At 62.9% G+C, this 11,718-nt stretch carries 9 protein-coding genes and 2 tRNA genes; 3 read left to right on the top strand and 8 right to left on the bottom strand.

The genetic code is table 11. The features are described 5' to 3' along the window. Positions 1-260: 260 nt before the first annotated feature. The 7 genes from E9229_RS15350 to E9229_RS15320 all read right to left on the bottom strand — a co-directional run bounded on the left by E9229_RS15350 (position 261) and on the right by E9229_RS15320 (position 7,022). Positions 261-887 (bottom strand): mycothiol-dependent nitroreductase Rv2466c family protein, encoded by a 627-nt coding sequence (locus tag E9229_RS15350; RefSeq protein WP_183512507.1) that lies wholly within the window; start codon positions 885-887, stop codon positions 261-263. Between the two features lie 80 nt (positions 888-967). After that, positions 968-2,266: an ATP-dependent Clp protease ATP-binding subunit ClpX gene (clpX, locus tag E9229_RS15345; protein ID WP_183512505.1), complete on the bottom strand. Its 1,299-nt coding sequence runs from the start codon at positions 2,264-2,266 to the stop codon at positions 968-970. Between the two features lie 164 nt (positions 2,267-2,430). Next, a complete protein-coding gene (locus tag E9229_RS15340) occupies positions 2,431-3,090 on the bottom strand; it encodes an ATP-dependent Clp protease proteolytic subunit (protein ID WP_183512504.1) in 660 nt (219 codons plus the stop codon). 44 nt (positions 3,091-3,134) lie between these two features. Then, on the bottom strand, positions 3,135-3,728 hold the full coding sequence (locus tag E9229_RS15335) for an ATP-dependent Clp protease proteolytic subunit (protein ID WP_183513088.1): 594 nt from the start codon (positions 3,726-3,728) through the stop codon (positions 3,135-3,137). A gap of 256 nt (positions 3,729-3,984) precedes the next feature. Continuing rightward, positions 3,985-5,349 (bottom strand): trigger factor, encoded by a 1,365-nt coding sequence (gene tig / locus E9229_RS15330; RefSeq protein ID WP_183512503.1) that lies wholly within the window; start codon positions 5,347-5,349, stop codon positions 3,985-3,987. 81 nt (positions 5,350-5,430) lie between these two features. Then, positions 5,431-5,505, bottom strand: a tRNA-Pro gene (locus E9229_RS15325). Positions 5,506-5,855: 350 nt separating this feature from the next. After that, positions 5,856-7,022, bottom strand: a complete 1,167-nt coding sequence (locus E9229_RS15320; protein ID WP_221184360.1) for an ISAs1 family transposase — start codon at positions 7,020-7,022, stop codon at positions 5,856-5,858. 634 nt (positions 7,023-7,656) lie between these two features. Here E9229_RS15320 and E9229_RS15315 point away from each other — a divergent pair. Both E9229_RS15315 and E9229_RS15310 read left to right on the top strand, forming a co-directional pair. Next, positions 7,657-7,730: transfer RNA gene (locus tag E9229_RS15315), tRNA-Gly, on the top strand. Positions 7,731-8,153: 423 nt separating this feature from the next. Beyond that, positions 8,154-8,504 carry a lysoplasmalogenase family protein gene (locus E9229_RS15310; RefSeq protein WP_183512502.1) on the top strand — a complete coding sequence of 117 codons (351 nt, stop codon included), beginning with the start codon at positions 8,154-8,156 and terminating at the stop codon, positions 8,502-8,504. 16 nt (positions 8,505-8,520) lie between these two features. Here E9229_RS15310 and E9229_RS15305 read toward each other — a convergent pair whose 3' ends face one another. Then, positions 8,521-8,979: a MarR family winged helix-turn-helix transcriptional regulator gene (locus tag E9229_RS15305; RefSeq protein WP_183512501.1), complete on the bottom strand. Its 459-nt coding sequence runs from the start codon at positions 8,977-8,979 to the stop codon at positions 8,521-8,523. A gap of 100 nt (positions 8,980-9,079) precedes the next feature. On the opposite strand from E9229_RS15305, the gene E9229_RS15300 reads away from it, so the two are divergent. Next, complete coding sequence (locus E9229_RS15300; RefSeq protein ID WP_183512499.1) at positions 9,080-10,534, top strand: MFS transporter; 1,455 nt, start codon at positions 9,080-9,082, stop codon at positions 10,532-10,534. The last annotated feature ends 1,184 nt before the right edge of the window (positions 10,535-11,718 follow it).

The raw sequence follows: 11,718 nt of genomic DNA, 5'->3' as shown, positions 1-11,718 counted from the left end.
CGGCTCCCGCTAGCGTCGACTGGGAGCCGGACGAACTCCGCGTCCAACAGGTCTTGCCGCCTCGCCGGGGCGACCTTCAATCGGAAGATTCCCGATATCCGTCACTGTGGATCTGGTGTTCGTTCTCGCACCTTTTCGGTGTGGTGCGTATCTATGATTATGCGCGGCAACTTCCCAGGCATGCAACAGACGGGCCTCAACGTTGTTCCCAACGCCGAGGCCCGTCCATGATTTTTGGTTATCTACGCACTAGACGCTGTTTAGGCGTTTACTTTTTCAAGGTTGAAGGCGGGGTATTCGCTGCGGCTACGCTTGAGTTCGAAGAAGTGCGGGTAGGATGCCAGGGTCACCGAGGCGTCAAAGATCTTCCCGGCTTCCTCGCCGGTCGGAACGCGTGTGATCACCGGTCCGAAGAACGCCGTTCCGTTGATGGCCACGACCGGGGTTCCAACATCCTGGCCGACCTGGGAGATGCCCTCCTGGTGGCTGGCACGAAGTGCCTCATCGAAGGAGTCGGTTGTTGCGGCTGCGGCAAGCTCGGCCGGCAGACCCATCGTCTCCAGTGCGCGCTCGATGACCTCGTTGTAGTCCTCCACACCCTCGTAGTGGATGAGGGAGCCCATGGCGGTGTACAGCTCGCCGATGACCTTTTCGCCGTGTGCTTGAGCGGCGGCGATGATGACACGGACCGGACCCCAGGCGCGGTCGTTGAACGCGCGGTATTCCTCGGGCAGATCGCGGCCCTCGTTGAGGACGGAAAGGCTCATGACGTGCCAGACCGGGGTGATGTCCCTGACCTTTTCCACTTCTAGGATCCAACGCGAGGTCGCCCAGGCGAAGGGGCAGGCAGGATCAAACCAAAAGTCGACGCGGGTCTTTTCGGACACTGGAACTCCTTGAATTAGTTACTAGAATCTTCATCGAACACAACATAGGGACGTTGCCTTTTGTTCCCTGCTGGAAGAAGTCAGGCGGTTTTCTTTCCACGCTTGGAAGCCAGCTGCGCGGAGATCAAGGTGGGTTCGGCACCGTCGCGGACCACATCGGCGTTGATGATGACCTCGGCGATGTCATCACGGCTGGGCATATCGAACATGGTGGCGCTGAGCGTCTCCTCCAGGATCGCACGCAGGCCACGGGCACCGGTTCCCCGGTCCAGGGCCAGGTCAGCGATGGCCTCCAGCGCGTCCTGCTCGAAGCTCAGCTCCACCCCGTCGATGAGGAACATCTTCTGGTACTGCTTAGTCAGTGCATTCTTCGGTTCGGTGAGGATCCGAATCAATGCTTCGCGGTCCAGCTTCTCCACCGTGGTGATCACGGGGAGCCTGCCGATGAATTCCGGGATCAGTCCGAACTTCAGCAGGTCCTCGGGACGCACATCCGAGTAGGAGGCCTCCTCGGACTTCAGCGCCGAGAGCGGGGCCCCGAAGCCAATGCCCTTGCGCCCGGCCCGCGAGCCGATGATTTCCTCGAGCCCGGCAAATGCCCCGGCAACGATGAACAGCACGTTGGTCGTGTCTATCTGAATGAATTCCTGGTGCGGGTGCTTGCGTCCGCCCTGCGGCGGCACGGCGGCAACGGTACCCTCGAGGATCTTCAGCAGGGCCTGCTGGACTCCCTCTCCCGATACGTCTCGGGTGATGGAGGGGTTTTCGCTCTTACGCGAGATCTTGTCGATCTCATCGATGTAGATGATGCCCTGTTCGGCCTTCTTGACGTCGTAGTCGGCAGCCTGGATGAGCTTGAGCAGGATGTTCTCGACATCCTCGCCCACGTATCCGGCCTCGGTCAGCGCCGTGGCATCGGCGACGGCGAACGGGACGTTCAGCCGACGGGCCAGCGTCTGTGCGAGGTAGGTCTTGCCACAGCCGGTGGGGCCGATCAGCAGGATGTTGGACTTCGAGACCTCGACCTCGTCGAGCGAACTCCCCGGGGTAGCGGCCAGCGAGGCAGCCGGCTTGGAGGCGGAACCGGACTGGATCCGCTTGTAGTGGTTGTAGACTGCCACGGCCAGCGAACGCTTGGCGGCTTCCTGACCGATCACGTATTCCTGCAGCGAGTCGAAGATCTCGCGTGGCTTGGGCAGCTCGAAGTCGGTACCTTCCTCGACCTCGGCAAGCTCCTCTTCGATAATCTCGTTACAGAGCTCGATGCATTCGGTGCAGATGTACACACCATGCCCGGCGATCAGCTTGCGGACCTGCTTTTGGCTCTTCCCACAGAAGGAGCACTTGAGCAGATCCGAGTTTTCACCGATACGTGCCATGGTGTGTGGTCCCCTTTGTCCGGTCCCGGTAGAGCCACACCCGGGCGGGCTGGCGATCTTTGAGCTACCTCAACTGTAAGTCAGTACACCGTTGAAACGGTGAAGGGTGGCCCGTGGTGCGAAATATATCACCTACGGGCCACCCGTCGTACACCTGTGCCAGGCTACTTGGAAATTGCCTGGGGCTTGATTTTGCGCGGGGTCAGGACCTCGTCGATCAGGCCGTAGGCCTTGGCCTCGGTTGCCGTCATGTACAGGTCGCGCTCGATGTCGTTGCCGACTTCCTCTGCCGTCCTGTTGCTGTGGCCGGCAAGGGTCTGCTCGAGCCAGGCACGCATGCGCATGACTTCCTCTGCCTGGATCTGCAGGTCGGAGGCGGTGCCCCGTTCCCCGCCACCCATGGCCGGCTGATGGATCAGGATGCGGGCGTTGGGAAGCGCCAGGCGCTTGCCCGGTGCTCCGCCGGCCAAGAGCACAGCAGCGGCACTTGCCGCCTGGCCGAGGCATACGGTCTGCACCTCTGGACGCACGAACTGCATCGTGTCGTAGATCGCCGTCATGGCAGTGAAGGAGCCGCCCGGCGAGTTGATGTACAGGGTGATGTCGCGTTCCGGGTCCATCGATTCGAGGACCAGCAGCTGCGCCATGACGTCGTCGGCTGAAGCATCGTCGACCTGCGCGCCAAGGAAGATGATGCGGTCCTCGAAGAGCTTCGCGTAGGGGTCCTGGCGCTTGAAGCCGTACGGGGTACGCTCCTCGAACTGGGGCAGGATGTACCGTGCCGAAGGCATTTCGCCGGCAGTGGCATGCGGTGTGTGGTTCATGGTTTCTCCTGGGAAATCAGTGGTATCGGTTCGGACCGTCACGATTACTTCGCGACCCCGCCGCCGCCGGATACCGCGCCGGAATTCTGGGCAATGTGGTCGAAGAAGCCGTAGGCCAGGCCTTCGGTGGCGGTGAACCACTTGTCGCGCTCGTTGTCCTTGAGGATGGTGTCAACGGTCTGACCGGTCTGCTCGGCGGTCAGTTCGCTCATGACCTTCTTCATGTGCAGGATCAGCTCGGCCTGGATACGGATGTCCGAGGCGGTGCCGCCGATGCCGCCGGAAGGCTGGTGCATCAGGATGCGGGCGTTCGGGGTGGCGTAGCGCTTGCCCGGCGTGCCCGAGGAGAGCAGGAACTGGCCCATCGAGGCGGCCAAGCCGGTGGCGACGGTGACGACGTCATTCGGGATGAACTTCATCGTGTCGTAGATCGCCATGCCCGCGGTGATCGAGCCACCGGGAGAGTTGATGTACAGCCAGATGTCCTTTTCCGGATCCTCGGCCGAGAGCAGCAGCAGCTGGGAGCAGATGGCGTTCGCGTTAGCGTCGCTCACCTCGGTGCCCAACCAAATGATCCGCTCCTTGAGGAGGCGGTTGTAGATGTAATCCTCACGGGCTACCGGATCTACCGAAGCCATGGTGGGGTTCAGGGCGTCACTTGACATGTTCGAATACCTCTCCGTAATGCCACGACCATCAACCCAGCGGTCGGGGCCATGAGCGCTTTACTTCCTTGAACATTACTGCCTGGGAGGCCCTGTTTGGGGGCTCCGCACCGACTGTTCGCTGTGGGCGCATGGTACCTGCGGCGCACATCACCGAGGGCTTAAAAAGGCCGGCGGCCCCGCTCGAAAGCGGGCCCGCCGGCCTGGGTAAAGCGTGTGAGAGCGGCTGCTACTCGGCCGACTCCGCGGAAGCGGAGGACGCCGACGAGGCGGAGGAAGCAGAAGCTGCCACTGCTTCTTCGTCAGCCGGCTTCACGAAGCTGCTCAGGTCAACGACGTTGCCTGCGGTGTCGGTGACGATGGCAAGCTCAAGGACCTTGGCCAGTGCCTTGCGACGGCGGACTTCGCCGACCATCATCGGAACCTGGCCGGCACCGTCGAGCATCTGCGCGAACTGGTTCGGCTCCATGCCGTACTGGCTGGCGGTCTGGACGATGTAGTCGATCAGCTCGCCCTGGGCAACGCCGATTTCTTCCTTCTCGGCAACTGCATCGAGGATGATCTCATTGCGGAAGGCCTTCTCGGTATTTCCCTTGACCTCGGTGCGGTGCTCCTCGGTGTCGTGCTCTTCACCTTCGGTGTGTGCACCCTGCTCGAAGTGCTGCTCAACCTGCTCGGTGATCACGGATTCCGGAACCGGAACCTCGATGAGTTCGATCAGCTTGTCCATGACCAGGTCGCGGGCGGCAATGCCCTGCTCGACGATCTTGGATTCGGCGGCCTGCTTGGCCAGGTCTTCCTTCAGTTCGTCGATGGTGTCGAACTCGGAGGCCAGCTGTGCGAAGTCGTCGTTGGCTTCCGGAAGCTCGCGCTCCTTCACGGCAGTGACAACGACCTTGACCTGTGCAGGCTTGCCGGCGTACTCGCCGCCGGCGAGGCTGGTCTCGAAGGTGGCGTCTTCGCCGGCGGACAGGCCGGTGACGGCCTCATCCATGCCCTCGAGCATGGTGCCCGAGCCAACCTGGTAGGACAGGCCGGTAGCTGCATCGATTTCTTCGCCATCAACGCTGGCGGTGAGGTCGAGGGTGATGAAGTCCTGGTCGGCGGCGGGGCGCTCAACGGTCTTCAGCGTGCCGAAACGACCGCGGAGGTCTTCAAGGGCCTTGGTGATGTCTTCTTCGCCGGCTTCGGCGGCTTCAACGGTGACTTCGAGGCCCTTGTACTCCGGCAGCTCGATCGAGGGACGGATGTCGATCTCGACCTGGAAGACCAGCTGGCCTTCGTTGGCAACCGCGGAAGGAACCTCGGTAATCTCAACCTCGGGACGCGAAAGCGGGATGATCGAAGCCTCGGTGACGGCTGCCTGGTAGAAACCGTTCAGGGAGTCGTTGACTGCCGTCTCCAGGACGTAGCCACGGCCAACGCGCTGGTCGACGAGGCGGTTCGGGACCTTACCCTTACGGAAACCGGGAACCTGGATCTGCTTTGCGATGGTCTTGTAAGCCTCATCGATGCTCGGCTTCAATTCCTCCAAGGGAACTTCGACGTTGAGCTTGACCCGGGTGGGGCTGAGGTTTTCGACGGCGCTCTTCACAGCGTGGCTCTCCTGGTGTCTGATGTGGTCTGACTGGACTGCTAACCCCGCAAAGCGAACCTTGCGGGGTTTTGTACAGTGTCGGGGTGACAGGATTCGAACCTGCGACCTCACGCTCCCAAAGCGCGCGCTCTAGCCAAGCTGAGCTACACCCCGATTAGTGCAGAATTAGTTTATGCAGAATCTACTCTCAACTACTAATCCCCGCGTCACGTAACTTCTAGAATCCACGATGGCGCCCCACAAAGATACTCGACTTTCGGGGAAAGCCAAATTCGTGCGCCACGGCCCCGCCGGATCCCCGAACCCAACGCTAAGCACCTCCCCGCCGGGGCCCATGCGCGGACCGCGGCCGACCGCATCGTCCGCCCTGGACCGGCCCTTTCATTTCGGCCAGCGCATGGAATGCATCCGCACGCCGGTGAAAAGGGAAAGCCCGCGGCGCATCCTCAGCCGCCATCTCGGACGCATCGAACCCTCTCCCGGCCCCACTCCCCCAAGCACGGCTAATGCAAAGTCGTTGATAGGCCCGTAATCCCAATGGTTTTCATTGGACGGGCCGGGTTGAAGGACATCTTGCGGTTGCCCTGGGCGACATTCTTGGTGCCGGCCAGCAGTAGGACGCTGATCGCCAGGCTCCGCATGGAGGCCATCACCCGGGGTGCTGATCCGGTCCGGACCTGTGATTTGTCCTCCAAATAAATTGAGTCCCTCCGCCAATGGAGACCGTTTTCTATGCCCCAGTGCCCCCGGACCCAGGTGTTCAGTTGCTTTGGGCTGCCCCGATGCACGGGCACGGAGGTGATGATGTAGACCGTTTCGATGGACCAGGTGTTCGTGCCTCGTTTCTTGGTTTTGCGGATCAGTTGGGCCACTTGGGCGACGTGGGGGAAGCCCAGGCCTTTCGGGACGCTGGAGACCTTGATCCTCCGGATGGCCCGGCGTCCATGGCCCGTATCGCGCTGGTCATTGCCCACCGGTGCAAGCTCCCACGGCAGGGCAGTCAAGTGCTTGAGCAGCTTGGGCTGGTTGGCTTTCACGGTGAGCACGAAATGCGCCCCCTGCTGGTGGAGGAACTCGGCGTGAGCCCGCTGGGTATGCAGGGCGTCGGCGGTAAAGATCCTGCCCTGCAGGTCACCCAGGGTTTCCAGGAGCGTCTCGAATTGCGTGATCTCATTGGTTTTCCCACCAACCTCGACTTGTCCCAGGACGGCGCCGGTGTTGTGGTCGACCGCGGCCATCAGGTGCACCCGGGTTCCGCCTGCGTGCTTGGCGCCACGGACCTCCTTGCCATCGATGGCAATGACCTGGGCATCGATGCGGGTGCGTACCCAGGTTCCCACGGCCTGGTCGAACGCGTCGGCGTCAAGGGAACCCAGGACGCGTTGGTAGGTGGTCACGTGCGGGGCTCGGAAGCCGGTGCCGTGCAGGGAGGTGTCGGCGGCGTGAAGCGCCCAGTCAGCGATGGCGGCAAAGGATTTCGAGCCGGCGAGCACGGCGCACAGGGTGGTGGCCAGGATCCAGGCCAGGGCATGGCGGACGCCGCGGGGCTTGCGGGGATCGGGAAACAAGGCCAAGACCTCGGCGATGGATTGCGCCTCGATGTGCTGGGCGAGGTCCCGGGGCAGGTCCTCCAGCTGGCGGCGGATGCGGGTGATGGGGGAAGATGGCATGGAAGGACTCCTGTTGCACTGATGATCTCGACAATCACCAGTTCTAACAGGGGTCTTTCGTCATCAGAAGCACCGTTGGGCGCGTGTTGCGCCGGGGTTGGATTCCACCGCTACCGACTTTGCATTAGCCGTGCTCCCCCAAGTGACTCGTGCCGGTACACGACGTTCACCGCCGGTAGAAGCGACGCACACCCTCCTATCCAGCTAATGACCCCGCACCGTCAATCGAGCCAAGCCGCCTGCGCTACGTCATTCCGCAGATCGCCCCGGGTGGAGCCGGGACTCCACCCATGCCCCCACCGCTCACCAGCCGATACCGACTGCCGGGGCACCCTCCGTCGGAACGCGGGCACAGCGCTCCCGCGAACGCGGACGGCCACGGGCACCTCCGCTACCGGCGCTGTCGGAGGACTTCCGTTGCCCCGCGCTCGAAGCCTTTGCGTGCACGGCAGGATATTGGCTGGTCGCTTTCTCCGATGCCGTCTCGCCGAGTCCAGCAACAACGGGAAGCGGGTCGCGCCCCTTCACCGGTCCGGGGCTGCTGGACCAAAAAGGCCATGTGGAACTCGATTTGCACGACGAGTTCAGGCACTGCTAAGGTCTTCTTGTTGCAACGCACCGCGGGGCAAATTCCGGGGATGTAGCTTAATGGTAAAGCCTCAGTCTTCCAAACTGATTACGCGGGTTCGATTCCCGTCATCCCCTCCAAAGGGGGAAAGGTTCCGATCTGAAAAGATCGGGACCTTTCTTGTTTCACCGGATTAACCCGCCGATAGCACCGCGGGGCCCTACTGCGCTTTGCGAACGAAAAGGGTCAGCAGGATGAGGCGCAGCCTCTCCTTCCGTTCGTCATGGTAGCGCTCGCGCACCTGTCCGCGCTCCTGCTCGGCAACGTGGCCCTTTCCGCCGAACCGAAGAATTAGCTGATCCCAACGCTGCTTCTAGGGTCTTTTTGGCAACCTTGCCCAAGCCACTTTCGCCGGCCAGCCTAATCGGCACCCCCACGTGGACCTGCTCGACGATCGGCGACGCCTCGGACCTGAGCAGGCAGGGATTCCGGATCGGGCTCGTCGGCTTCGCGGTCGCTTACATCGCCCATGCGTTGCTATTTCACTTCACCCCGGGCATGGTTTGCACGATATCCGCCCGTACTTGGTGACCTATCCGTTGCTGTGCGGGACGGTACTCGCCCCCGCCCTGCCGCATGCCGGATCCATGGCACCGGCGGTGCTCCTCTACTCGATGACGGTCCTGTCGATGATGTCGTTGGCCAGCTCCGGTTTACTCTGGCTGCGGGTCCGGCACACGTTGTTCGTGCTCTCGGATTCAATTCTGGCAATGCAGCCCTTCATTCCGGGATTCGAATTCCCGCAGTTCGATTTCGCCATTACGTCCGCTTACGCCGGCGGCCACGCGCTGATGACCTGGGGCGCGATTCTCACCCAGCGGCCCCTCCGGCAACTTGTCGCTCAGCCCGCCTGACCTCTCGAATCGGCAGCTAGGCGCGCGTCCGCGGCCAGGACGTTCCCTCCAGTTGCTCAACGCCCTCGTTGAATTCCCGCAACAGGGCGGCAAATAGCTCTCCCTTTTCCTCGGGCCACCGCCCCACCACCTTTTCGATGCCCTCCCTCAGCGCGCCCCGCGTCGAGTCCAGCATGGCCAGCCCCTCCGCCGTGGGAGCCATCCTGCGGGCCACTTCACCGGGCTGATGCTGCGCATATTCAAGGTAGCCCTGCCGCAGCAGGGCAGCCGTTTGACGGTGGATGGTGGAGGCATCCAGGCGCAAGGCCCGGGAGAGCTCCTTGAGCGTCATCGGTTCAACGTGCTCCATTCGACTGAGCAGCACCTGAGCGGAACGCTCGAGCAGCGGTTCGTCGTTGTGGTGCGGGCGCAGGTGGTAGCGCGAGAAGAGCATGAGCTCGTATTGCAACTGCGCCAATGTTTTAAACCCTGCCATGTGACGTCCCGTCTCTCTGAATCGAACACCATTCGTATGCATCATACATATTTTATGTATGATGCATACTTCCCCGTTTTTCAGTCCACACAGGAGCCCCATGCCGAAAAGTCCAGCAGAAACGCCCCCTACACCGGTCAGGCCCGGCCTGATCATTGCGGTTCTGGCGTTTGTCGGCATTGCCGTTTCGCTGATGCAAACCATCATGATCCCACTGATCCCGCAATTGCCCACGCTGCTGGACACATCGCGCGCCAACTCGGCCTGGGTGATAACCGCCACGCTTCTAGCCGGCGCCATCGTCACCCCGATCTCGGGCCGCCTCGGTGACATCTTCGGCAAACGGCTCATGCTGATGATCTCCTTGGGCGCGCTGGTCATCGGTTCCATCCTCTGCGCCGTGACGGTGGGCCTGCTGCCGATGCTGATCGGACGCGCCCTGCAGGGTCTGGCCATGGGCGCCATCCCGCTGGGCATCAGCCTGCTGCGAGACGTGCTTCCCCGTGAGCGGATGGGTTCGGCAGTCGCCACCATGAGCGCCACCATGGGTGTCGGCGGCGCCGTCGGACTCCCCCTTGCCGCCCTCATTGCCCAGCACGCCGACTGGCACATGCTCTTCTGGGCCTCGGCGGCATTGGGCATCATCTGCCTTGCGCTGGTCGCAGCGGTCCTGCGAGAATCCGCACCCGGCTCACGTGCCTCCTTCGACGGGTGGGGCGCCTTCGGACTCTCGCTCGGCCTGGTGGCGTTCCTGCTGCCGATCACCAAGGGCGCGGACTGGGGCTGGACCAGCCCGTTGACCCTGGGGCTCTTTGCCGCCGCGGTGCTCATCCTGGCCTGCTGGGGCATCTTCGAATGGCGCACCACCGCTCCGCTGGTCAACCTGCGGGTCTCGATCCGTCCGAGCGTCCTGTTCACCAACATGGCTTCCATCGCCGTGGGGTTCGCCATGTACGGCATGAACCTTGCGTTCCCACAGCTGCTCATGGCACCCGATTCCACCGGATACGGGATGGGGCTGGGCATGGTGCAAGCCGGACTCGTACTAGCCCCGGGCGGAGTGGTCATGATGCTGCTCTCCCCGGTTTCGGCGAAGATCACAGCCGCCCGCGGCCCGAAGACGACGCTGCTGACAGGTTCGGCCGTCGTAGCCCTGGGCTACGTGCTGGCCCTAATCTGGAACCAGGAAATCTGGCACATCACGCTGGCCTCCATGGTGATCTGCGGCGGGATCGGCTTGGCCTACGCAGCGATGCCGGCACTGATCATGGGCTCGGTCCCGCTTTCGGACACCGCGGCTGCCAACGGCCTCAATGCGCTGATGCGCTCAGTGGGAACCTCAGTCTCCGCCGCAGTCATGGGCGTGGTGCTGGCGCAGATGACGCTCAACCTGGGCCCGGTGACCGTACCGAGCCTGGCCGGTTTCCAGATGACCTTCATGATCTCGATCTCGGCCGCGGCACTGGCCATGGTCTTGACGGCGTTCATCCCCCGGCACGGACACCTCGAACGCGTCAACGCCCCGGCCCCGACCAAGGTCAGCGTCAGCGCATGACCTACCCGATGAACAAGCGCTAAACAGGCCGAGGCGGCTTTCGGAACAATGTTCCGGGAGCCGCCTTTTCCTTGCCCTGCCGTCTCACTGCCCACCAGGGAACGGGACATCGGCACACTCGATTCACGGCGCCTAGGCGACGGTGTTCCATGGCGAGATCGGCATGCCGGGCCGAACCCAACGACATTGATGCCCCGATTGAAGACAGGTTTGCCCCACGTTCCGAATTTTCCGCTCCGTTGGCAGGACGGCAAGGCATCCATCCGGTGCGGCGCCATCAGCTGGCGTTGCCCTTGTTTGCGAGGATTTCAAGCCAGTCGACCGGGAGCCGGTCAGCGGGTCCCGGCGCTGTTTGGTCCTACGGTGGCTGCGTAGCGGAGCCAGAACGGAGCCCCCGGTGATTTGCTCCCCCGCATCGTCCCAGAACCACTCCCCCGGCTCAAAGCCCTGCATGACCAGGTGTCCGGTGGACAGGAAGTGTTCCGTGGCGTGGTGGCCCAGCGAATCGTCACAGCGGCCGGCGCGACCGCCAGCCACCGCTCTCGCCGACACTCCAGGGAGCCGGCTCCACTTGGAGTGGCCGCTGAGTTGATCGATGGCGATGCCATGTCGTTCCTCTTCGGGTTGCAAGGATGCGTATGAAGGTCAGGCGAGGCCGCTCGAGGGCGCGGCCTCAAGGACACCCGGGGAGAGCCTCCTTCCCGGGATTCCGTTGAGCGGCGGTACAACTCGTGCGTTGTGTCGTGCTGCGCGGCCGTGAAGCCGACAACCGCACCATGCTGCTCCAGGGCTCACCCACGGGAAATACGCGGCCAGAACGTTCACACGCGATGCCAGCGGCATCGACCTCGCCAGTGCCGCCAAATACCAGGGCATCCGCGTGGAAGGCACGCGCCTTGACCAAATCGACCACGCTAAGGTATCCGTGGTCGAGCTTGGGCCGCGAGGCTGTGCTCGAGTCGAGGTGTTTGTCGAGCAGGACGCCGGAGTCCAGAGCGGCACTACTGTGGCGACTTGGCCGTCCTTTCCACTGCCACTGATCGGCTGGTCGGTCGACAGTGAGCTCCACTCCGCTGCCACCCGGAACCCCGACGTAGAAAGCCTGGCCGACCCGGTGCCCGGTGCCCCTCTGGAAGCTGCTTGCGCTTTGGCGGCGACCTGGGCGATGGCAGCGGCCAGCGATG

The organism is Paeniglutamicibacter cryotolerans (assembly GCF_014190875.1).
Classification (GTDB): domain Bacteria; phylum Actinomycetota; class Actinomycetes; order Actinomycetales; family Micrococcaceae; genus Paeniglutamicibacter; species Paeniglutamicibacter cryotolerans.
This window is presented reverse-complemented; position numbering and strand designations above follow the sequence as displayed.

What these genes read in the sequence shown, in the direction of transcription:
- clpX (WP_183512505.1), bottom strand. Translation starts at nt 2,266, where the DNA reads ATGGCACGTATCGGTGAAAACTCGGATCTGCTCAAGTGCTCCTTCTGT.
- E9229_RS15340 (WP_183512504.1), bottom strand. Translation starts at nt 3,090, where the DNA reads ATGAACCACACACCGCATGCCACTGCCGGCGAAATGCCTTCGGCACGG.
- E9229_RS15335 (WP_183513088.1), bottom strand. Translation starts at nt 3,728, where the DNA reads ATGGCTTCGGTAGATCCGGTAGCCCGTGAGGATTACATCTACAACCGC.
- E9229_RS15320 (WP_221184360.1), bottom strand. Translation starts at nt 7,022, where the DNA reads ATGCCATCTTCCCCCATCACCCGCATCCGCCGCCAGCTGGAGGACCTG.
- E9229_RS15305 (WP_183512501.1), bottom strand. Translation starts at nt 8,979, where the DNA reads ATGGCAGGGTTTAAAACATTGGCGCAGTTGCAATACGAGCTCATGCTC.
- E9229_RS15300 (WP_183512499.1), top strand. Translation starts at nt 9,080, where the DNA reads ATGCCGAAAAGTCCAGCAGAAACGCCCCCTACACCGGTCAGGCCCGGC.